Consider the following 19,115-nt stretch of genomic DNA (forward strand, 5'->3'; position numbering starts at 1 on the left):
GCCGCTCCCCCCGCGGCGAAGCTCTTTTCTTCGAGGTGCCGATGCTTGATGTCCCTCATGCGACGACTGCTGAAACGAGCGAGACCAGTTTCGATCTCCGCAAGGAGGCCGAGGCGGCCGGGATCACCGACACGCTGCAACAGCTCGAGCAGGAGCTGATCGGCCTCCGGCCGGTCAAGAACCGCGTGCGCCAGATCGCGTCACTGCTGCTGATCGAGCGCATCCGCCAGCGTGCGGGACTGGCATCGTCGCCACCGACGCTGCACATGTCGTTCACCGGTAATCCCGGCACGGGCAAGACCACGGTGGCGCTGCGCATGGCCAAGATCCTGCACGGTCTCGGTTTCGTGCGGCGCGGGCAGGTGATCTCGGTGACGCGCGACGATCTCGTTGGCCAGTATATCGGCCATACCGCGCCGAAGACGAAGGAGATCTTGAAGAAGGCGATGGGCGGCGTGTTGTTCATCGACGAGGCCTACTATCTGCACCGGCCCGACAACGAGCGCGATTACGGCCAGGAGGCGATCGAGATCCTGCTCCAGGTGATGGAGAACCAGCGCGAGGACCTCGTCGTGATCCTCGCCGGCTATGGCGAGCGGATGACGAGCTTCTTTGCCTCCAACCCGGGCTTCCGTTCGCGCATCGCCCATCACATCGAATTTCCGGATTATGCCGAAGCCGAGCTGCTGGTCATCGCCGAGCTGATGCTGAAGGAGCGCGGCTATCGCTTCTCGGCGGCGGCGCGCGGGGCCTTCGAAAAATACATCGAACTGCGCCGGACCCAGCCGTTCTTCTCCAATGCGCGCTCGATCCGCAATGCGGTCGACCGCATCCGCCTCCGGCAGGCCGATCGCCTGGTGTCCGATCTCAACCGCATGCTCGATGTCGCCGATCTCGAGACGATCGATCCGACGGATGTCCTTGCGAGCCGCGTTTTCAGCGGCGGTGCGGACGCGCAAAGGAGTGCGACGCCATGACGGGAGAAATCCTCATCGCGCCTTCGATCCTGGCCGCAGATTTCGTGCGCCTCGGCGAGGAGATCAGGGCTATTGATGCTGCCGGCGCCGACTGGATCCACTGCGACGTCATGGACGGACATTTCGTGCCGAACATCAGCTTCGGCGCCGACGTCATCAAGGCGATCCGGCCGGCGACGGCGAAGATCTTTGACGTGCATCTAATGATCGCGCCTGTTGATCCCTATCTGGAGGCGTTCGCAAGGGCCGGCGCCGACGTCATCACGGTCCATGCCGAAGCCGGCCCGCATCTGGACCGCTCGCTCCAGGCCATCCGCGCGCTCGGCAAGAAGGCTGGTGTCAGCCTGTGTCCGGCTACGCCGGAAGCTGCGATCGAATACGTGCTTGATCGTCTCGACGTCGTGCTGGTGATGACGGTCAATCCCGGCTTCGGCGGCCAGTCCTTCCTCGACTCCCAGATCGAGAAGATCAGGCGCATTCGAAGCATGATCGGCGACCGGCCGATCCGGCTCGAGGTCGATGGCGGCATCACGCGCGACAATGCCGCCGCCGTGGCTGCCGCGGGCGCCGACACCCTCGTGGCAGGATCGGCCGTGTTCCGCGGCAAGAGCAGCGCCGATTATGCGGGCAACATCGCCGCCATCCGCGCTGCTGCGGAGGCCGGCAGGGTTCCGAAGCTGCAACATGGTTCGGCGCAGACGATCCGGGCCGGCGAGACCGCGCTCACCCGGTAGAATACGGCATACAGTCGTGGCAGAGCCGGCGTCGCGCTGGTTGTGCCATGGCGTGCCACTTCCGTCCGGGGGTTCTACAGGGCATGCCGCACAGCGCAGCGGGCCTTCCTCGCGCGAGAGGTCTGCGCAGAAATGAAATTCTATCCCATCGAGCGGCCGGAATCGATCGAACGGTATCTTGACCTGATCGGCATCTCCGTCGCGCGCCAGCACTACGCCTAGCCAATGAGTTCCACGTGGAGTCCTTCCGATAGGAACCAATGGGCGCCTGCGCGTTTCCCAGACGTTAACCCAGCTTGCGCGGGACGCTTCGCACGCAGTAAATGTTTTGCATAACCGCCATCGGCCTGACGTAAATCAGGGCAATAAGCTCAGTGAATGCGAGGGAGGGTCTCATGGAGAACGTACGTCGCTACCGGGCGCTGGCGTCTCTCTGTCGTCAGCAGGCGGCCTATCGGCCGCTCCAGAACTGGCAACTCCTTGGCCAAGCCGAACATTTCGAGTATCTCGCCGAGATTGCGCTGAAGGCACACTTCGACGCGTGCAATGCGCAACCCGAGGACGACGCCATCGCCACCGCGCCATTTGAGACCCCCGCTGCGGCGTGAGGGCGTCGGTCCGTTGCGGATCATCTCTCGATCAATGCGACATCAGCGTCGGGACCGTCATGGCCTCCAGCATGGCGCGGGTGACGCCGCCGAGGAAGCGTTCCTGTAGCCGCGAGTGGCCGTAGCCGCCCATGACCAGGAGATCGAGGCTCTCGTCGGCGGCCAGCGACAGGATGGTCGGCTGGATGTCGGCGCGCGCCGCTGACAGGCTGACCGTGCGGGTCGACAATCCGCGCCGGCCGAGGTGTCTTGCCAGATGGCTTGCCGAGACCTCGTCGGGAACCGCGTCGGCTTCGTTGATCGTGATGATCACGATCTCCTCGGCGCGGGCCAGCAAGGGAGCGGCGTCGCGCATCGCGCGGGCGGCGAGGCGGCTGCCATCCCAGCAGATGCCGATCCGGTTCGCCCTGACTGACCCACGAAAGGTGTAGGGCAGGAACAGTACTGGTCCGCCCGCCTGGAACAGGATCTCGCCGGGCATATCATTGTCGAATGAGCCTTGCGCCGGATCTGGCTGCAGCACGATGCTGAGATCGTGGAGCCGCGCCATCTCGCCGAGCGAGCCGGCTGCATCCGCCGGGATTGCGCCGAGCGGGTGGCAGGTGCAGGAGATGCCGGCGTTCGTGGCTTCGCTCCGAAATATCGCCAACGCGGCCTCGGCGCGCTCCACCGCGCGCTCGCGCTCCATCTCGAACACCGCCGCTACGGCGGCACCGCCATCCAGGACGTAGGCAGTGCTGCTCGCGACGTACCCGACGGCGATCGCGTCGACGTGTGCATTGAGTCTCGCCGCGAGCGAGATCGAGCCGTCGATCACCGCGTGCATCGGGCGCTCGGTCGGGATGTGGACGAGAATGTCTTTGTACATGGCGTGCCTCCGATGGACATCATCCAGTGGCCGCAGTCTATCACGGCGCACGTGGCCTGTGTTGAGCTGCGTCAAATGTGCAGCCCTGATTTTCGCGGCACCTTTGCCAAGATTTAATCGGACGGACGGGACGCCGTAAGGTGACGATGTCCATGTTGGGTGCAAGGCGACTTACCCAACATGGACATTTCGACATGAACGATCACGTCAATTCCGACACCACCACGTCCCGCAAGATCTTGAGGCCGCGCCGGCTTGCGCTGCTGGGCACCGTGGCCGCGCTTGGCGTGGCCGTGCTCGCTGCCTCTCCCGCCTCTTCGCAGTTCGGTCTGAACTCCTTCATCGGGCTGGCCCACGCGGCGGAAGCCGCCACGACCCCGCCGGGCTTCGGCGATCTCGTCAGCAAGGTCAAACCCGCCGTCATCTCGGTGCGGGTCAAGATCGACCAGGACAATGACAAGAGCGCGATGCTGCAACAGAACCCGATGGATTCGGACGAGGATTCGCCGTTCGACCAGTTTTCGCGGCAGTTCGGCTTCCGCGGCCCGGGTGGCATGAACGGCATGCCGCGCCAGCGCCATCAGATGATCACGGGCGAAGGTTCCGGCTTCTTCATCTCCGGCGACGGCTATGCCGTGACCAACAACCACGTCGTCGATCACGCCGAGTCGGTGCAGGTGACCATGGATGACGGCACGAGCTACACCGCGAAGGTGGTCGGCACCGATCCGAAGACCGATCTCGCGCTGATCAAGGTCGATGGCAAAAAGGACTTCCCGTTCGTCAAATTCTCCGACCAGAAGCCGCGCATCGGTGACTGGGTGGTCGCGGTCGGCAATCCCTTCGGCCTCGGCGGCACCGTGACCGCCGGCATCGTCTCGGCCAACGGTCGCGACATCGGCAACGGTCCCTATGACGACTTCATCCAGATCGACGCGCCGATCAACAAGGGCAATTCCGGCGGTCCGGCCTTCGACATGAACGGCAATGTGATCGGCGTGAATACCGCGATCTTCTCACCCTCCGGCGGTTCGGTCGGTATCGGCTTCGACATTCCGGCTTCGACCGCGAAGCTCGTCATCGCGCAGCTGAAGGACAAGGGCTCGGTCACCCGCGGCTGGCTCGGTGTGCAGGTGCAGCCGGTGAGCGCCGAGATCGCCGACAGCCTCGGCCTCAAGGAGGCGCGCGGCGCGATCGTGGACAATCCGCAGGACGGCAGCCCTGCGGCGAAGGCCGGCATCGAGGCGGGCGACGTCATCACCGCCGTCAACGGTACCGCGATCAAGGACTCTCGCGATCTCGCCCGCACCATTGCCACCCTGGCGCCGGGTACCTCCGTGAAGCTCGACGTCTTCCACAAAGGCGCGAGCAAGACGGTGACACTCGCCCTCGGCGAGTTGCCGAACGAGCGGCAGGCCAAGGCCGGCGAGGGCAAGGCGCAGTCGAACACCGGCACGCCGCGCCTCGGTCTCAGCCTGGCGCCGGCCGGCGACGTCCAGGGCGCGGGCCAGAAGGGCGTCGTCGTGACCGAGGTCGATCCGCAGGGACCCGCCGCGCAGCGCGGCATCCAGACCGGCGACGTCATTCTCAATGTCGGCGGCAAGGCCGTTGCCAATGTCGGTGACGTCCGCTCCGAGCTGGCGCAGGCCAAGTCATCCGGCAAGAACAGCGTGCTGTTGCAGGTGAAGAGCCAGGAAGCGACGCGGTTCGTCGCGGTCCCGCTGGCCTAAGCCTCGCGCTTCCAGCGGCAAACTCAAAAGGCGGCCTGCGGGCCGCCTTTTTCGTGCGCGTCTGGAAGATTCCCACAAGTGCCGATAACATTCTCGTTAACGGCAGCGTTGATGACGGGTTCGTCCGAAAAAGCCGCGTTCGCTCGTCACAGTTCGGAATCACGTGTTGGGCTTTGGCGTCAATGAAGACGCCCGAGCGAATTGCAGGAGTGGAACTTCGAACGCCCGGCCTTCTTGTGGAACCGGTAGTTCGCATTTGATCGGTGCCGACATGGATCGATTGAAGCTCTCGCTGAGGTGTGCGCTGCTCGTGGCGCCGCTTGTCCTGACGACCGGAAGCGCCCTGGGGCGCGACGATGGCCGCTACGCCAACTCGCCGCTGAAACCCTGGTTCGACAGCTTGCGCAGCCATCTCGGGCCCTGCTGCTCGGATGCAGATGGCTTTGCTGTATCCGACCCCGATTGGGAATCGCACGATGGGCACTATCGCGTGCGGCTCGACGGGCAGTGGGTGGACGTGCCTGATGAGGCCGTCATCACCGAGCCAAACCGGGCTGGCCACACCATGGTGTGGCCGGTGAAGACTGCGTTCGGGATTTCGATCCGCTGCTTCATGCCGGGCAGCATGATCTGACGCGGGTCGGCGTTACCGCTTGCTGGATTTGCGCTTCGAGGTCTTCTTCGTCTTCCTGGCCGTCTTCTTGGCTGTCTTCTTCTTGGACGCTTTCCGCTTCGACGCCTTCTTCGGGACCTTCTTGCCCTTCGCGCGCGCTTCCGACAGGCCGATTGCGATCGCCTGCTTGCGACTCTTCACGCGTGCGCCACGACCGCCGGGGCCGCTTTTCGCGGTGCCCTTCTTATAACGGCGCATCTCGCGCTCGACATCACTGCTGGCGCTGCGTGAGTAGCGGCGTTTCTTTGCCTTGCGTGCCATCGACTCTCTCCCTTGGCCGGGGAAAGAACCGCATCACTGACCCAACGTTCCAACTGCGCTGGCCGCGCTCCTCAGAAGGAGTTCGCCAACTCGATCTCGTCTTCCAGCGCCCGAATGCGGCGCGCAGCCTCAGTCGAGGACAGAGCCCGATCGTATTGAGTGGGCTGATAGGCCTCCTCGCTCAGACGCTTCAGCCTCAGCCCCTGCGCTCGCGTCATCTGCTCCGTGAGGAAAACCCTGGCGTCGTATTTACCTTGAACCTGCATCTGGCCTCTCCGTTCTCAAATCGTGACTTGACTATATGTTCTTATTTTGTTCTAACAAGCCATGGACAACAGAATTAATGAAATTCGACGCAAAATCAGTGCCTTGAGGCTCGAAATGGCCGACATCGAGGTGTCTGTGCGCGACCTCGTCGATCGCGACCGTGACTGCACAGAAAAGGCCCTGGCGCAGATGGATCTGCGCCGGAAAATCAACCTGCTGATCGGCGAGTGGAAGGCGGCCGGTGGCGGCGATGTCTTGCCTGACGTCCGCGAGCGGGTCCGCCTTCGTCCTGTAACGACATCCGGTCATCCGCTGCGCGTGATCGCGCGCCGCTGAGAATTTTGGGAGCGTGCGGTGGAGGAAGACCCGGACACGTACCGGATTCTAAAACTGCGCGCCGAAATTCTCGAACTCGGCTCCGCCATCCGGCAATTGCAGCGCGAGGGTCTCGATGATGCTGCAGCGCAGCTCCTGATCGCACGCAAACGTGCACAGCTCGAGCATCTCGTGAAGGCGAATGCTGCGGGACGGCCGCTTTAGCGATGTGACGCTGGAAGGATTCCCAATCCAGCTCCAGGCTCCAGCTCCAAAGCGAAAGGCCCCGCGTCACCGCGAGGCCTTTGATGGTCGGCCGGAGCTCACTTGGTGTTGCTCATGCCACCCTTGTTGTTCGTCATGGTGCCGCCTTGGTCGGAGCCGGGGCCAGAACCACCTTGACCCGAGGGATCAGCGCCCTTGGAGGACTTGGTGTTGGCACCCGTGGTCTGCGACGACGACATCGAGGATCCTTGCTTGGCCTTGTGCGACTTGGCCTGCGCGGCGAACGGAGCGGCGGCGAGGCCGGTTGCCAACATCACGGTGAGAGCGAGCTTGGTGGTTTTCATGCGCGGGAACTCCCTGAGTTAAATTGACGCAGGCAGCCAACCGTCATTTGCCGCAGGAGTTCCGAACGAAAGCGCCCGGTGCGTGTCACGCGCGCTTCAAAATTCCTTGTCCTCGGCGAGGATGAACACGAGGCCCGTGAGCGTCGCGCCGATCGCGAACGTCGTCACCAGCGTGATGATGAAGACCATCGCGGCGGAATGTCCGCCGTGGCTCAGCAGATTTGCGACCGCCGGATTGAACAGGACGAGGGCGAGACCGAAGACAAGGCCGAGGGCTGCGCCCATCATCGCATGCGTCATCAGCTTGATGACGCCGGTCGTAGAGATGAGGCTCGGCGACTTTTTCCCGCGCATGGAACCGCCTCGCGGTGTGGCATAAAACGCGCGCGACGATTGCGGGTTCCATTGTCATGACGATTTTGTCATTCCCCGCTTCATCCGACGTTCATGGCGGTCTTGCGAGGATGAACGCCATCAACACGGGAACATTCGATATGGGTAAGGTCGTCTTTCTCTATCGCTCGCTGGCCTATCGCAACGCGGCCGCGGACATGCTGCGCAAGGCGCGCAAGCTGCCGCGCGGTGCCGAGCGGAGCGCAGCCCGCCGTTACGCGCGGGCGCTGCGCGAGCTTTCGCAAACGGAAGCCTGGCTGGAAGGACGTGTCGCTGACGAACCGCAGGCGATGCAGCGCATGAGGGTCGCCGCGACACGCTAGAGCATGATCGGTTCTGAGTGAATCAGGGCCGAAGCTTCAGATTCTTGTCTTTCCGCGCGAACCGGAGCCCACGTCGCTCGCAAACGCTCTAGCCTGAGGCCCGCTGAAGGGGTTCGGACGGCGCCGCGTCGAACTTGCTCGCGGCCGAGGGCGCTACGGTCTTCCGCGTCAGCGGCACCTCGAGGCGGCACAACAGGCCTTCGGCACGCCAGTTGAACTCCGCCTGTCCACCGAGTTGCGATTCCACGCTGGCAAGCAGGCTCCGCGTGCCGAAGCCACGGGATTTCGGCGTCCTCACCAGCGGACCGCCGGTTTCGTCCCAGGTCAGTGTGAGGTGGTCGTCCTCGACCTGCCAGCCGATCGCGAGCCGCCCCGACCGCGTCGAGAGCGCGCCATATTTCGCCGAGTTGGTGAAGAGCTCGTGCAGCGCCAACGCCAGCGTCTGCGCTGTCGCCGGCGCCAGCTGAACTTCCGGACCAGCCAGCTTGATCTGGCCGCCGAGCGAGTAGGGCGCGAGCTCCTCGTCGATCAGCCTCGAGAGTTCGGCGCCCTGCCAGCTCGACAGCGACAGGATCGTGTGCACGCGCGCCAGCGCGTTGATGCGCCCCTCGACGGCGTTGACGTAATCCTTGACCTCGTCGGCGCGGGTGAGGCGCACGATCGATTGCGCCAGCGCCAGCGCGTTCTTGGCGCGATGATCCACCTCGCGGGCCAGCAGGTTTTGTCTCTCTTCCGCGCGTTTGCGTTCGGTGATGTCCACGGTGACGCCGCTCACGCGCACCACGCGGCCGCCCTGGTCCACCGTCGCGGCTGCCGTGCCGACGCACCAGCGCACCTCGCCATCGGGCCGGCTGACGCGAAACTCGCCTTCATAGGCGTGCGCGCCGGTATTGAACGCGGCAATCGCCTGGCTGAACTGGTCGACGTCATCAGGGTGCAGCAGCGCCTGGATATTGGCCGAGGTGACATTGAAGGTCTCCGGCGTCACGCCGAAGATGCGGTACTGGCCTTCGTCCCACATCCAGTCGCCGTTGACCCAATCCCAGTCCCAGGATCCCATCTTGCCGGCGGCGATCGCCATGCTGCGCCGCTCTTCGCTCTCGCGCAGCTTTGCGGTGGAATTCTCCAGCTCGGCCGTGCGTGCGCGAACGCGGTCCTCGAGCTCCTGGTTCAGCCGTTCGAGCTCGCGTGTCTTGCGGTAGAGCTCGGCAAACACCTTGATCTTGGCGCGCAGCACCTCCGGTACCACCGGCACCGGCACGTAATCGACCGCGCCCATCTCGTAGCCGCGCAAGCGGTCGATGTCGCTCACCTGGATAGCCGAGATGAAGATCATCGCGGTCTTCTGGAAGCGCGGATGCTCCCGGATCATCGCGGCGAGCTCGAAGCCGTCGAGCTCGGGCATGCAGACGTCGACCAGGATCACCGCGATCTCGGTCTTGAGCAGCACCTCCAGCGCCTCGCGGCCCGATGATGCGATCACGAGGTTCTCACCGAGGTCCTTCAGGATCACCTCGTAGGCGAGCAGCTTGGCCGGCTGGTCGTCGACGAGGAGGATGTTGACCTTTTCGTGGTCCATTCGCGGATCCAAACTCAGCGGTGCAGCCACATGCGGATTGCAAGCAGCAATTGATCGGTGTTGACGGGTTTGGCGAGGTAGTCGGACGCACCGGCTTCCAGGCATTTCTCACGGTCGCCCTTCATCGCCTTGGCTGTCAGCGCGATGATCGGAAGGCGGGCGAAGGCCGGATTTTCGCGAATGACGCCGATGGTCTGATAGCCATCCATCTGCGGCATCATGATGTCCATCAGCACGATGGCGATCTCCGGATTGGATTCGACCAGCGTCACCGCCTCGCGGCCGGTCGTGGCCGTCAGCACCTTCATGCCCCGCCGTTCCAAGACGCTCGACAGCGCGAAGATGTTGCGGGCGTCGTCGTCGACGAGCAGGGCGGTCTTGCCGATCAGGTCTTCGTCGGAACTGTTTAGCTTCTCCAGCATGCGCTGCTTCTCGACCGGCAGTTCCGTGATCACGCGATGCAGGAACAAGGCGGTCTCGTCGAGCAGGCGCTCCGGCGATTCCACGCCCTTGACCACGATGCTGCGCGCCATGGTGTGGAGTTCCGCATCTTCCTCCGCCGAGAGCTCGCGGCCGGTGAAGACCACCACCGGAACGTTCGACAGGCTCTCGTCGTCGCGGATCTGGTCCAGCACCTCGAAGCCGCTCATGTCGGGCAGCCGCAGGTCGAGCACCACGCAATCGCAGGGCGCCTCGCGCAGCGTCAAGAGCGCGCCGGCGCCGGTATCCGTCGTCACGATCTCGATGTCGTCGTGATGCAGCAGCTCGCGGATCGAGAGCTGCTCGGCCTCGTTGTCCTCGACGATCAGGAGCCGCTTGCGCCGCGGCCGCGCATATTCCTTGATCTGCGTCAGCGCGGCTGAGACGCCCTCGGTCGTGGTCGGCTTGTTGACGAAGGAGAAGGCGCCGCGGGCCAGCGCATGCTGCCGATCCTCGTCGAGCGTGATGATCTGCACGGGGATGTGGCGCGTCAGCGGATTGTGCTTGAGCTGGCTCAGCACCGTCCAGCCCAGCATATCGGGCAGGAATACGTCGAGCGAAACGGCCCGCGGCTGGTACTGCTTCGCAAGCTCCAGCGCCTCCGCGCCGCGCGCGGCGACCAGAACCTTGAAGCCCTTGTCGCGGGCGAGATCGACCAGCACGCGGGCATAATGCGGATCGTCCTCGACGATGAGCAGGATGGTATCGCCGGGCTCGAGATCGAGCCTGTCGTCGGCAATCTGCTCGATGACGCGCTGCTGTTCGGGTGCGGCGGCTTGCAACGCCGGTGGCTGACTGTACTGCGGCGGCGCGGGCGCACGCGGCGCGAGCGTCGGGCCGGAATACTTTAGCGGCAGATAGAGTGTGAAGGACGAGCCCTTGCCGGGCGCGCTGCGCAGATGGATCTCGCCGCCGAGCAGGCTCGCGAGCTCGCGGCTGATCGCAAGCCCGAGGCCGGTGCCGCCGTATTTGCGGCTGGTGCCGGCGTCCGCCTGCTGGAACGCCTCGAAGATCAGCTTCTGCTTCTCCAGGGGAATGCCGATGCCGGTGTCCGTCACCTCGAACGCGATCACCGCCGGCGCGGAGTTCAGCACCGGATGATCCGTGCCCCAGCCGCCGACCGCGGCGACGACCTTCAGGCGCACCTCGCCTTCGGCGGTGAACTTGAAGGCGTTGGAAAGCAGGTTCTTGAGGACCTGCTGCAGGCGCTTGGAGTCGGTGACGATGCTGCGCGCAAGGTTCGGGTCGACGTCGATCTTGAACGACAGGTTGCGGTTTTCCGCCTCGTGCCGGAACGGCCGCCCGACGGTCTCGAGCAGGTTTGCGGTCAGAATCTCCTCGGCGTCGACCGTCACCGTGCCGGATTCGATCTTGGAGAGATCCAGGATGTCGCTGATGAGGTTGAGCAGGTCGGTGCCGGCGCCATGGATGGTGCGAGCGAACTCGACCTGCTTGGCCGAGAGGTTGCCATCCGGATTGTCGGTGAGCTGCTGTCCCAGGATCAGGATCGAGTTCAGCGGTGTGCGCAGCTCGTGGCTCATATTGGCGAGGAATTCGGACTTGTACTTCGAGGTCAGCGCGAGCTCGGTCGCCTTTTCCTCCAGTGCGCGGCGGGCCTGCTCGATTTCCTGGTTCTTGCGCTCGACCTCGACGTTGCGCTCGGCGAGCTGCTGCGCCTTCTGCTCGAGCTGGTCGTTGGTCTGCTGCAATTCGCGCTGCTGGGTCTGAAGCTCACCGGCTAGCTGCTGCGACTGCTTGAGCAGGCCTTCGGTCTGCATCGTCGCCTCGATCGAGTTGAGCACGATGCCGATGGAGTCGGTAAGCTGCTCGAGGAACGTCATCTGCGAGGTCGTGAACGAGGTCAGCGAGGCGAGCTCGATCACTGCCTTGACCTGGCCTTCGAACAGCACCGGCAGCACGACGAGGTTCTTTGGCGCAACGCGGAACAGCGCCGAGTTGATCGGCACCACGTCGGGTGGAATGTCGGCGATGACGCGCGGCCGTCTGTCGAGGGCGCATTGGCCGATCAGGCCGTCGCCGAGCGGGAGCACGCGCTGATAGGGATAGACGCCGTCGCCGGCATAGGAGGCGAGCAGCAGGAGCCGCGGACTTTCCTCGTTCTCGACCTGGTAGATCACGCCGGTATGGGCGTTCACGAGGGGCGACAATTCGGTCAGCAGCAGCCGGCCGACGGTGGTGAGATCGCGCTGACCCTGGAGCATGTTGGTGAATTTGGCGAGGTTGGTCTTCAGCCAGTCCTGCTCGGTGTTCACGTCCGTGGTGAGACGGAGGTTCGTGATCATCGTGTTGATGTTGTCTTTCAGCTCGGCGACTTCGCCGCGGGCGTCGACCTGGATCGACCGCGTCAGGTCGCCCTTGGTCACGGCGGTCGCGACTTCCGCGATCGCGCGCACCTGCGAGGTGAGATTGGCTGCGAGCAGGTTGACGTTGCCGGTGAGATCTTTCCAGGTGCCGGCGGCACCGGGCACGTCGGCCTGGCCGCCGAGCCGTCCCTCGACGCCGACCTCGCGCGCCACCGACGTCACCTGATCGGCGAAGGTCGCGAGCGTCTCGGTCATGTTGTTGATGGTGTCGGCGAGCGCCGCGACCTCGCCCTTGGATTTCACGGTGAGATTTTGTTTCAAATCACCGTTCGCAACTGCGGTCACCACCTTGACGATGCCGCGGACCTGCTCGGTCAGGTTCGCCGCCATGAAGTTGACGGTGTCGGTGAGGTCCTTCCAGGTGCCGGCCACACCGGGCACCTGGGCCTGGCCGCCGAGCTCGCCTTCGGTTCCGACTTCACGCGCGACGCGGGTGACTTCGCCGGCAAACGCGTTGAGCTGGTCCACCATGGTGTTGATGGTGTTCTTCAGCTCGAGGATTTCGCCCTTCACGTCCACGGTGATCTTGCGGGACAAGTCGCCGCGCGCGACGGCGGTGGTGACTTCGGCGATGTTGCGGACCTGCGTCGTGAGGTTCGCGGCCAGCAAATTGACGTTGTCGGTGAGATCCTTCCAGGTGCCGCCGACGCCCGGCACGACGGCCTGACCGCCGAGCCGGCCCTCGGTGCCGACCTCGCGCGCAACGCGCGTCACTTCGGCCGCGAAGGAGCGCAGCTGCTCCACCATCGTGTTCAGGGTGTCCTTGAGCAGCAGGATCTCGCCGCGCACGTCCACCGTGATCTTCTTCGACAGGTCGCCGCCGGCGATCGCGGTCGCGACCTCGGCGATGTTGCGGACCTGGGCCGTCAGGTTGGAGGCCATGAAGTTGACGTTGTCGGTGAGGTCCTTCCAGGTGCCGGCAACGCCGGGCACTTCGGCCTGACCGCCGAGCTTACCCTCGGTACCGACCTCGCGCGCCACGCGCGTCACTTCGCCGGCAAAGCCGTTGAGCTGGTCCACCATGGTGTTGATGGTGTTCTTCAGCTCGAGGATTTCGCCCTTCACGTCCACGGTGATCTTGCGCGACAAGTCGCCGCGCGCCACGGCGGTGGTCACTTCGGCGATGTTGCGGACCTGTGCGGTCAGGTTGCCCGCCATCGAGTTGACGCTGTCGGTGAGGTCCTTCCAGGTGCCGGCGACGCCGGGCACGTTGGCCTGACCGCCGAGCCGGCCTTCGGTGCCGACCTCGCGCGCCACGCGCGTCACCTCGCCCGCGAAGCGGTTGAGCTGGTCGACCATCGTGTTCAGCGTGTCCTTGAGCTGAAGGATCTCGCCGCGGACGTCCACCGTGATCTTGCGCGACAGGTCGCCGCCGGCGATGGCGGTTGCGACCTCGGCGATGTTGCGGACCTGGGCGGTGAGATTGCCTGCCATCGAGTTGACGTTGTCGGTCAGGTCCTTCCAGGTGCCGGCGACGCCCGTCACCTGGGCCTGGCCGCCGAGCTTGCCTTCGGTGCCGACCTCGCGCGCCACGCGCGTGACTTCGCCAGCGAACGCGTTGAGCTGGTCCACCATGGTGTTGAGCGTTTCCTTCAGCTGAAGGATTTCGCCCGACACGTTCACGGTGATCTTCTTCGACAAGTCGCCCTTCGCAACGGCGGTCGCGACCTCGGCGATGTTACGGACCTGACCGGTCAGGTTCGAGGCCATCGAGTTGACCGAGTCCGTCAAGTCCTTCCAGGTACCGGCGACGCCGCGCACTTGGGCCTGGCCGCCGAGCTTGCCTTCGGTGCCGACCTCGCGCGCGACGCGGGTGACTTCGCCGGCGAAGGCGTTGAGCTGGTCCACCATGGTGTTGATGGTGTCTTTCAGCTCCAGGATTTCGCCGCGCACGTCCACGGTGATCTTCTTCGACAGATCGCCGCCCGCGACCGCCGTCGTCACCTCGGCGATGTTGCGGACCTGTGCGGTCAGGTTCGACGCCATCGAGTTGACGCTCTCGGTGAGGTCCTTCCAGGTGCCGGCGACGCCGAGCACGTTGGCTTGACCGCCGAGCCGCCCCTCGGTGCCGACCTCGCGCGCGACGCGCGTGACTTCGCCGGCAAACGCATTGAGCTGGTCCACCATGGTATTGAGCGTTTCCTTCAGCTGAAGGATCTCGCCCGAGACGGTCACCGTGATCTTCTTCGACAAGTCGCCGCCGGCGATGGCGGTCGCGACGTCGGCGATGTTGCGGACCTGCGCGGTCAGGTTCGACGCCATGAAGTTGACGTTGTCGGTGAGGTCCTTCCAGGTGCCGGCCACACCTGGCACCTGGGCCTGGCCGCCGAGCTTGCCCTCGGTGCCGACCTCGCGCGCCACGCGCGTCACTTCCGAGGCGAAGGAGTTGAGCTGGTCCACCATGGTGTTGATGGTGTCCTTCAGCTCCAGGATCTCGCCGCGGACGTCCACCGTGATCTTGCGCGACAGGTCGCCGCGCGCCACGGCGGTGGTCACGTTGGCGATGTTGCGGACCTGGGCGGTGAGGTTGCCGCACATCGCGTTCACGGAGTCGGTCAGGTCCTTCCAGGTGCCGGCGACGCCGGGCACGATCGCCTGGCCGCCGAGCTTGCCGTCGGTGCCGACCTCGCGCGCCACGCGCGTCACCTCGGAGGCGAAGGAGCGCAGCTGGTCCACCATCGTGTTGATAGCTTCCTTGAGCTGAAGGATCTCGCCACGGACGTCGACGGTGATCTTCTTGGACAAGTCGCCGTTGGCGACCGCGATCGTGACCTCGGCGATGTTGCGAACCTGGTTGGTCAGGTTGTTCGCCATCGAGTTGACGCTCTCGGTCAGATCCTTCCAGACGCCGGTCACCTCAGGCACCTGGGCCTGGCCGCCGAGCTTGCCTTCGGTGCCGACCTCGCGCGCCACGCGCGTCACCTCGGAGGTGAACACGCCGAGCTGCTTGATCATGGTGTTGACGATGGTCGCCGACTGCAGGAATTCGCCGCGCAGCGGGCGGCCATCGACGTCCAGCTTGACGGTCTGGAGCAGGTCGCCTTGCGCCACCGCGGCGACTGCGCGCGTCACTTCGCGCGTCGGCCACAGGAGGTCGTCGATCAGCGTGTTGACGGAGCCTTCCATGTCGGCCCAGGAGCCGCTGGCGAGGCCGAACTTCACGCGCTGGCGGGTCTTGCCCTCGCGCCCCACGACCTGACCGACCAGCTCGAGCTGCTGCGCCATGCGCTGGTTGGCGGCGATGATTTCATTAAAAGTGTCGGCGATCTTGCCGTCGATGCCGAGATAGTCCCCGCTCATCCGCACCGAAAAATCGCCGCTGCGCATGGCCTGCAAGGCGAGCAGCAATTCCGGCCGTGAATCCGGGTCCGACATACCATTGGTTTTTGGCTTTGGAACGCGACGACCGGAGCGTGATGCAGTTCCGGGATCGAGGTCGCTCATACTGATTCCCCCGCGGCGTCGGCCGAATCCAAAGCGTGACGCAGTTGTCAAAATAGAGCGTCAGCCAAATTCGAAATCAAGCGCCAACGTTGCGGCGCTTGGAATTGGAACCTGCCATGCTCAGCCCGGCCAAAATAACGGTGAGGAGTGACGATGGTTCCATCCCGTTCAGAAAAAGCCGGCCGGCCGCGGCACCAGAACTCCCAGCCATCCTAGGAGAGGGGGTTGGCGCGCCCAGGGGGCGGGGCTGTGACCGGCGACCCCGGCGCAAGGTCCGCCACGCCACACGCTGATTCGCAGGCCACGGGGACTGCGACCAGATCGAACCCCAGCGGCAGCGGCACCTCGACGTCGGGCGGCAGGGACGACAACGGCGATGCGGGCCCCGAGAGTAACCGTACGATGCGGCCGGAGAGCCAGCTGCATCATCCGGACGACAAATAGGGCTGCTATTTGTCCGCCATGGTGCGCTCCGCATCTTTCACCTGCGTGCGCAGCATCGGCAATTGCTCGCGGGCGAAGGCGGCGAGCGCAGGATTGTCGGGCGCTTTCAGATAGCGCTCGAGCAGGCTGATGGCGGAGTCATATTCGGGGATTTGCGCGGCATAGAAGCTTCTGACGTAAATTGGTCCATCCGCGTTTTCGGGCTCGACGAGGCTTGCGCTCACCGACGTCGTCTTGCTGGCGTGCGGCTCCGCACCGATCGCGTCCTGAATTTGCTTCAGGGTCTTGTCGCGCTTGCCCGCCTCTTCGGCGCGCAGGGCCGCGAGATTTTTCACCTCCGCATTGCCTTTCAGGTCGGTGCTTTCCAGCAGGCCCTGCTGGAAACGGCTGAAGGTGTAGAGGCCGGTGATGACATCGGTTGCGGTCGGCACGCGGTCGCCGGCCGTTCGCTCACCCATATTGTCGGCGAACGCCGAGGTGCTGACGAGAGCCAGGATGATCGCGACAAGAATCCTCATGCATCTCCAATGACCGATGGCGTGCGAAGTTCCCCCGGCGTTACGATCCGGTAAGGGCGATTGCGGAGCGGGAGTTCCGTTCCCACATCTTCCGTATGAAACAGTCTGACATCTTCAGGGATAACGCCGAGAACTGCCTTCAGCTCGCCGAGCGCGCGGAAGGGCAGCCTGCCCACAAGCGCTATTTGCGTATGGCGGATGCCTGGACGGCATTGGCGAACGAGCAGGACTGGCTGGACGGTGAAATCCCGCCCGTAAAGGTCCGCGTCCTTCGAACGCAGGATGCGTGAGCGCTCTCATCTTTGTGAATCTGCATGTGAGACTGCTCACGGAATGCAAGCAACCAATCCAGGATCATCCACGAACTGTCGATCGCGTTGATTTTGATTCCAGAAGGAGGTTTTGCGATGGCTCCACGTCTGGCTCTTCTTTCGCTCATTCTCGCCTTTGGCGTCTCGGTCGCGTTCGCGACAGTGACGACGGTGCGGCAGGTGCATCTGGAGAATGCATCGGCGGCGATCCACGCCACGCATAGTTAGCGCTGCGGGCCTCGCGCGCTGGAACATTCGTTGTGCCGGCGCGTAAGCGCTTCAGGACATCTGGAGAAGCGAGAGGACATCATGGCGCATTCCGACCACGGCATCGTCAAGGACAAGCGGGCGGAAGATCAACCGCGCGACAAGCAACGCGCGCAAGCCGTGCACAAGACGGATTCGAAGGGCTCGCCGTCGCGCGAAGCGACGCGCGATCCCAAGCTCAACGACAACACCAAGACACCGGGCTCCGGCGTGATGCCGGACGATTCCGGCGACGCGCCGACCGGCTAGTTCTCGCGGGGAACGAATCCCTTCGCGACGAGTCGACCGATTGCTTCCGGCTGTCATGCCCCCGGTGCGCCGGAAGCAATCTCCAAGGACGGCCCTGGCACCCACTGTGCCGGGGTCGTTTTTGCTTGGGGGAGCCTCAATCCTCGGTGTCGCCCTCGGGCTTCGCGGGCGCGTGTCCTTCGGGGCCGCGACCAAAGACACCAAACTCGCTTGATTTGATGCCTGCCGACGGGTCGATGCTCGTCTCGATGCCCGCGGCTGCGAGCCCGAACTTGAGGAGTTCGCGGACCGCCGCAGCGCGTGTCGGCATCCGGTGCTTGAATCGAAAATCGTCAACGGCGGCCAGCTCTTCCGGCGAGAGCATGACCTGGAGGCGCTCGGCGCGAAGGTCATTCATGGTCGATCACGCAAAGTGAGTAAGTTGAGTAGTTTGCTCAACGAACGAGTTTGGCGCGAGTTCCACAAGAGTCGGAAAAATCGCCAGATGAGTAAAAATAATCAGTAAAATCAATTAGTTATTATTGAAACAACTCTGGCGGTGGCGCATTCTTTCGGAAGAGAGGGAGAACAGGCCATGACGGAGGAAGTCAGGTTACCCCGCAAGCTTTCCGGAGAGCCCGAGCCGCCCAAACCAGTGCGTCCGAGTCACCAGAAGGTCATCGAGCAAGTCGAGCGCTGGGCCAACAGCTCGGGGCTGCAACCACCGAGGACGGAAGATGCGAAGACGATCTGAGCCCCACACGCTCGAACAACGTCTCAAGGCAGAGCAGCTGCGGCTCGAGCAGGAACTGTCGGGCTTGCCGGATGGACAGCAGCGCGATTCTGTTATGGCGCGCATCGATCAGCTTCAGACCGCTGCCGCGATGCATGATTTCCTGATGCTACCGGAGGCCGCGGCCGCTCGCTGATCGCCCCTGGCGTCCGTGCTCCGTGTCTGACGCGACCACCGGAACATGCGCCGGAACGTTCGCTCGCCGACCCGGTTGGTTCACACGTTGGCCGAGTGGAGAATTGGAATGCTGAAACAAGGCGAGTTGGACCGCAGCGAGATGGGCAGGTTGATCGGCAGCGACAAGGTCGAGGGAACATCGGTCTACGGCGCCGATCGCAACAAGATCGGTTCGATTGAACGCGTGATGATCGACAAAGTCAGCGGCAAGGTCTCCTACGCCGTGCTCGGCTTCGGCGGTTTCCTGGGCCTCGGCAACGACCACTATCCGCTGCCCTGGCAGTCGCTGAAATACGATACGGAGCTCGGCGGCTATGTCACCGGGATTACCGCCAAGACGCTGGAAGACGCGCCGAAATACGGCGAACGCAGCGACTGGAACTGGGGTGATGATGCGGCAGTCCGCGGCATCAACTCGTATTACGGCGTTCCCTTCGCGTAGGCTCCCATGGAAAGCGAGATCCGATGAGCAAGGAACGACCCACCGACGATCCCCGGCGTCAGAATGACTGGGGATCGCACGCCCAGGCGGACAAGCCCTGGAAGGGCAATCCGGAGAAGGAGCAGAAGTCGGGCGAGACAAAGCCTGACCTCGAGACGTGGCAAGAGACCAAGACGCACTGAGCAAAAGTGCGCCGACAACGGGGGCATTGAGGGAGCGGTGCCCGCGCTGTCATCGCCGGCCTTGTGCGCAGTTGCGCGCTGGGGCGAGCGATCCGGTATTCCAGATGCGGTTGAGGGATGCGGAGAAGCCGCGGTGTACTGGATGCTC

At 64.0% G+C, this 19,115-nt stretch carries 23 protein-coding genes; 14 read left to right on the forward strand and 9 right to left on the reverse strand.

What is annotated here, in order from left to right; translation table 11 throughout:
• Positions 1–41 precede the first annotated feature (41 nt).
• The 3 genes from cbbX (at position 42) to QJT78_RS19665 (ending at position 2,319) form a co-directional block, all read left to right on the forward strand.
• Positions 42–977, forward strand: a complete 936-nt coding sequence (cbbX, locus tag QJT78_RS19655) for a CbbX protein (protein WP_028148247.1) — start codon at positions 42–44, stop codon at positions 975–977.
• Positions 974–1,711, forward strand: a complete 738-nt coding sequence (gene rpe / locus QJT78_RS19660; RefSeq protein WP_028148246.1) for a ribulose-phosphate 3-epimerase — start codon at positions 974–976, stop codon at positions 1,709–1,711. The genes cbbX and rpe overlap by 4 nt, the downstream gene beginning before the upstream one ends.
• Positions 1,712–2,106: 395 nt before the next feature.
• Positions 2,107–2,319, forward strand: coding sequence for a hypothetical protein (locus tag QJT78_RS19665; RefSeq protein WP_028148245.1), 213 nt, complete (start codon positions 2,107–2,109; stop codon positions 2,317–2,319).
• Positions 2,320–2,350: 31 nt separating this feature from the next.
• Here QJT78_RS19665 and QJT78_RS19670 read toward each other — a convergent pair whose 3' ends face one another.
• On the reverse strand, positions 2,351–3,187 hold the full coding sequence (locus QJT78_RS19670) for a universal stress protein (RefSeq protein WP_028148244.1): 837 nt from the start codon (positions 3,185–3,187) through the stop codon (positions 2,351–2,353).
• A 194-nt stretch (positions 3,188–3,381) separates the two neighbouring features.
• Between QJT78_RS19670 and QJT78_RS19675 the strand changes: the two genes are divergently transcribed.
• Together QJT78_RS19675 and QJT78_RS19680 are read left to right on the forward strand one after the other, a co-directional pair.
• A complete protein-coding gene (locus QJT78_RS19675; RefSeq protein WP_028148243.1) occupies positions 3,382–4,917 on the forward strand; it encodes a Do family serine endopeptidase in 1,536 nt (511 codons plus the stop codon).
• Positions 4,918–5,188: 271 nt separating this feature from the next.
• The gene (locus QJT78_RS19680; protein ID WP_028148242.1) at positions 5,189–5,551 is read left to right on the forward strand and encodes a hypothetical protein; all 363 of its coding nucleotides are present in this window, start codon (positions 5,189–5,191) and stop codon (positions 5,549–5,551) included.
• 12 nt (positions 5,552–5,563) lie between these two features.
• Here QJT78_RS19680 and QJT78_RS19685 read toward each other — a convergent pair whose 3' ends face one another.
• Together QJT78_RS19685 and QJT78_RS19690 are read right to left on the reverse strand one after the other, a co-directional pair.
• Positions 5,564–5,851, reverse strand: coding sequence for a DUF6496 domain-containing protein (locus QJT78_RS19685; protein ID WP_038944460.1), 288 nt, complete (start codon positions 5,849–5,851; stop codon positions 5,564–5,566).
• Between the two features lie 71 nt (positions 5,852–5,922).
• Complete coding sequence (locus tag QJT78_RS19690; RefSeq protein WP_028148240.1) at positions 5,923–6,117, reverse strand: DUF3072 domain-containing protein; 195 nt, start codon at positions 6,115–6,117, stop codon at positions 5,923–5,925.
• 115 nt (positions 6,118–6,232) lie between these two features.
• On the opposite strand from QJT78_RS19690, the gene QJT78_RS19695 reads away from it, so the two are divergent.
• Together QJT78_RS19695 and QJT78_RS19700 are read left to right on the forward strand one after the other, a co-directional pair.
• Positions 6,233–6,454: a hypothetical protein gene (locus QJT78_RS19695; protein ID WP_038944461.1), complete on the forward strand. Its 222-nt coding sequence runs from the start codon at positions 6,233–6,235 to the stop codon at positions 6,452–6,454.
• 18 nt (positions 6,455–6,472) lie between these two features.
• The gene (locus QJT78_RS19700) at positions 6,473–6,658 is read left to right on the forward strand and encodes a hypothetical protein (protein ID WP_014497260.1); all 186 of its coding nucleotides are present in this window, start codon (positions 6,473–6,475) and stop codon (positions 6,656–6,658) included.
• A gap of 98 nt (positions 6,659–6,756) precedes the next feature.
• Here the strand turns inward: QJT78_RS19700 and QJT78_RS19705 are convergent, their stop codons facing one another.
• Both QJT78_RS19705 and QJT78_RS19710 read right to left on the reverse strand, forming a co-directional pair.
• Positions 6,757–7,002: a hypothetical protein gene (locus tag QJT78_RS19705; protein ID WP_028148238.1), complete on the reverse strand. Its 246-nt coding sequence runs from the start codon at positions 7,000–7,002 to the stop codon at positions 6,757–6,759.
• 96 nt (positions 7,003–7,098) lie between these two features.
• Positions 7,099–7,356: a hypothetical protein gene (locus QJT78_RS19710; protein WP_028148237.1), complete on the reverse strand. Its 258-nt coding sequence runs from the start codon at positions 7,354–7,356 to the stop codon at positions 7,099–7,101.
• Positions 7,357–7,412: 56 nt separating this feature from the next.
• Between QJT78_RS19710 and QJT78_RS19715 the strand changes: the two genes are divergently transcribed.
• Positions 7,413–7,718, forward strand: a complete 306-nt coding sequence (locus QJT78_RS19715; RefSeq protein ID WP_240537689.1) for a hypothetical protein — start codon at positions 7,413–7,415, stop codon at positions 7,716–7,718.
• A gap of 88 nt (positions 7,719–7,806) precedes the next feature.
• Here the strand turns inward: QJT78_RS19715 and QJT78_RS19720 are convergent, their stop codons facing one another.
• The 3 genes from QJT78_RS19720 to QJT78_RS19730 all read right to left on the reverse strand — a co-directional run bounded on the left by QJT78_RS19720 (position 7,807) and on the right by QJT78_RS19730 (position 16,567).
• Positions 7,807–9,297, reverse strand: coding sequence for an HWE histidine kinase domain-containing protein (locus QJT78_RS19720; protein WP_028148235.1), 1,491 nt, complete (start codon positions 9,295–9,297; stop codon positions 7,807–7,809).
• Between the two features lie 14 nt (positions 9,298–9,311).
• On the reverse strand, positions 9,312–15,605 hold the full coding sequence (locus QJT78_RS19725) for a HAMP domain-containing protein (protein ID WP_038953366.1): 6,294 nt from the start codon (positions 15,603–15,605) through the stop codon (positions 9,312–9,314).
• A gap of 449 nt (positions 15,606–16,054) precedes the next feature.
• Positions 16,055–16,567: a DUF4142 domain-containing protein gene (locus QJT78_RS19730; RefSeq protein WP_028148233.1), complete on the reverse strand. Its 513-nt coding sequence runs from the start codon at positions 16,565–16,567 to the stop codon at positions 16,055–16,057.
• A gap of 95 nt (positions 16,568–16,662) precedes the next feature.
• Here QJT78_RS19730 and QJT78_RS19735 point away from each other — a divergent pair, with 95 nt between their 5' ends.
• From QJT78_RS19735 to QJT78_RS19745, 3 genes are all read left to right on the forward strand, one after another.
• On the forward strand, positions 16,663–16,857 hold the full coding sequence (locus QJT78_RS19735; RefSeq protein WP_028148232.1) for a hypothetical protein: 195 nt from the start codon (positions 16,663–16,665) through the stop codon (positions 16,855–16,857).
• A 117-nt stretch (positions 16,858–16,974) separates the two neighbouring features.
• The gene (locus QJT78_RS19740; protein ID WP_256376429.1) at positions 16,975–17,106 is read left to right on the forward strand and encodes a hypothetical protein; all 132 of its coding nucleotides are present in this window, start codon (positions 16,975–16,977) and stop codon (positions 17,104–17,106) included.
• Positions 17,107–17,187: 81 nt separating this feature from the next.
• A complete protein-coding gene (locus tag QJT78_RS19745) occupies positions 17,188–17,394 on the forward strand; it encodes a hypothetical protein (RefSeq protein ID WP_028148231.1) in 207 nt (68 codons plus the stop codon).
• A gap of 136 nt (positions 17,395–17,530) precedes the next feature.
• On the opposite strand, the gene QJT78_RS19750 is transcribed toward QJT78_RS19745, so the two are convergent.
• Entirely contained in the window at positions 17,531–17,791 is a 261-nt protein-coding gene (locus QJT78_RS19750) for a hypothetical protein (protein WP_028148230.1), read from the reverse strand.
• Positions 17,792–18,110: 319 nt separating this feature from the next.
• On the opposite strand from QJT78_RS19750, the gene QJT78_RS19755 reads away from it, so the two are divergent.
• The 3 genes from QJT78_RS19755 to QJT78_RS19765 all read left to right on the forward strand — a co-directional run bounded on the left by QJT78_RS19755 (position 18,111) and on the right by QJT78_RS19765 (position 18,967).
• Complete coding sequence (locus QJT78_RS19755; protein ID WP_080586719.1) at positions 18,111–18,302, forward strand: hypothetical protein; 192 nt, start codon at positions 18,111–18,113, stop codon at positions 18,300–18,302.
• A gap of 108 nt (positions 18,303–18,410) precedes the next feature.
• Complete coding sequence (locus tag QJT78_RS19760; RefSeq protein ID WP_038944384.1) at positions 18,411–18,785, forward strand: PRC-barrel domain-containing protein; 375 nt, start codon at positions 18,411–18,413, stop codon at positions 18,783–18,785.
• 23 nt (positions 18,786–18,808) lie between these two features.
• Entirely contained in the window at positions 18,809–18,967 is a 159-nt protein-coding gene (locus QJT78_RS19765) for a hypothetical protein (RefSeq protein ID WP_193375973.1), read from the forward strand.
• Positions 18,968–19,115 lie beyond the last annotated feature (148 nt).

Origin of the sequence: Bradyrhizobium sp. Mp27, from assembly GCF_029953005.1 — a bacterium.
Classification (GTDB): Bacteria; Pseudomonadota; Alphaproteobacteria; order Rhizobiales; family Xanthobacteraceae; genus Bradyrhizobium; species Bradyrhizobium barranii.

What these genes read in the sequence shown, in the direction of transcription:
- QJT78_RS19695 (WP_038944461.1), top strand. Translation starts at nt 6,233, where the DNA reads ATGGCCGACATCGAGGTGTCTGTGCGCGACCTCGTCGATCGCGACCGT.
- QJT78_RS19740 (WP_256376429.1), top strand. Translation starts at nt 16,975, where the DNA reads ATGGCTCCACGTCTGGCTCTTCTTTCGCTCATTCTCGCCTTTGGCGTC.
- QJT78_RS19735 (WP_028148232.1), top strand. Translation starts at nt 16,663, where the DNA reads ATGAAACAGTCTGACATCTTCAGGGATAACGCCGAGAACTGCCTTCAG.
- QJT78_RS19710 (WP_028148237.1), bottom strand. Translation starts at nt 7,356, where the DNA reads ATGCGCGGGAAAAAGTCGCCGAGCCTCATCTCTACGACCGGCGTCATC.
- QJT78_RS19755 (WP_080586719.1), top strand. Translation starts at nt 18,111, where the DNA reads ATGCGAAGACGATCTGAGCCCCACACGCTCGAACAACGTCTCAAGGCA.
- cbbX (WP_028148247.1), top strand. Translation starts at nt 42, where the DNA reads ATGCTTGATGTCCCTCATGCGACGACTGCTGAAACGAGCGAGACCAGT.
- QJT78_RS19705 (WP_028148238.1), bottom strand. Translation starts at nt 7,002, where the DNA reads ATGAAAACCACCAAGCTCGCTCTCACCGTGATGTTGGCAACCGGCCTC.
- QJT78_RS19760 (WP_038944384.1), top strand. Translation starts at nt 18,411, where the DNA reads ATGCTGAAACAAGGCGAGTTGGACCGCAGCGAGATGGGCAGGTTGATC.
- QJT78_RS19745 (WP_028148231.1), top strand. Translation starts at nt 17,188, where the DNA reads ATGGCGCATTCCGACCACGGCATCGTCAAGGACAAGCGGGCGGAAGAT.
- QJT78_RS19685 (WP_038944460.1), bottom strand. Translation starts at nt 5,851, where the DNA reads ATGGCACGCAAGGCAAAGAAACGCCGCTACTCACGCAGCGCCAGCAGT.
- QJT78_RS19730 (WP_028148233.1), bottom strand. Translation starts at nt 16,567, where the DNA reads ATGAGGATTCTTGTCGCGATCATCCTGGCTCTCGTCAGCACCTCGGCG.
- QJT78_RS19725 (WP_038953366.1), bottom strand. Translation starts at nt 15,605, where the DNA reads ATGAGCGACCTCGATCCCGGAACTGCATCACGCTCCGGTCGTCGCGTT.
- QJT78_RS19720 (WP_028148235.1), bottom strand. Translation starts at nt 9,297, where the DNA reads ATGGACCACGAAAAGGTCAACATCCTCCTCGTCGACGACCAGCCGGCC.
- QJT78_RS19675 (WP_028148243.1), top strand. Translation starts at nt 3,382, where the DNA reads ATGAACGATCACGTCAATTCCGACACCACCACGTCCCGCAAGATCTTG.
- QJT78_RS19665 (WP_028148245.1), top strand. Translation starts at nt 2,107, where the DNA reads ATGGAGAACGTACGTCGCTACCGGGCGCTGGCGTCTCTCTGTCGTCAG.
- QJT78_RS19670 (WP_028148244.1), bottom strand. Translation starts at nt 3,187, where the DNA reads ATGTACAAAGACATTCTCGTCCACATCCCGACCGAGCGCCCGATGCAC.
- QJT78_RS19750 (WP_028148230.1), bottom strand. Translation starts at nt 17,791, where the DNA reads ATGAATGACCTTCGCGCCGAGCGCCTCCAGGTCATGCTCTCGCCGGAA.
- QJT78_RS19680 (WP_028148242.1), top strand. Translation starts at nt 5,189, where the DNA reads ATGGATCGATTGAAGCTCTCGCTGAGGTGTGCGCTGCTCGTGGCGCCG.
- rpe (WP_028148246.1), top strand. Translation starts at nt 974, where the DNA reads ATGACGGGAGAAATCCTCATCGCGCCTTCGATCCTGGCCGCAGATTTC.
- QJT78_RS19690 (WP_028148240.1), bottom strand. Translation starts at nt 6,117, where the DNA reads ATGCAGGTTCAAGGTAAATACGACGCCAGGGTTTTCCTCACGGAGCAG.
- QJT78_RS19715 (WP_240537689.1), top strand. Translation starts at nt 7,413, where the DNA reads ATGACGATTTTGTCATTCCCCGCTTCATCCGACGTTCATGGCGGTCTT.
- QJT78_RS19765 (WP_193375973.1), top strand. Translation starts at nt 18,809, where the DNA reads ATGAGCAAGGAACGACCCACCGACGATCCCCGGCGTCAGAATGACTGG.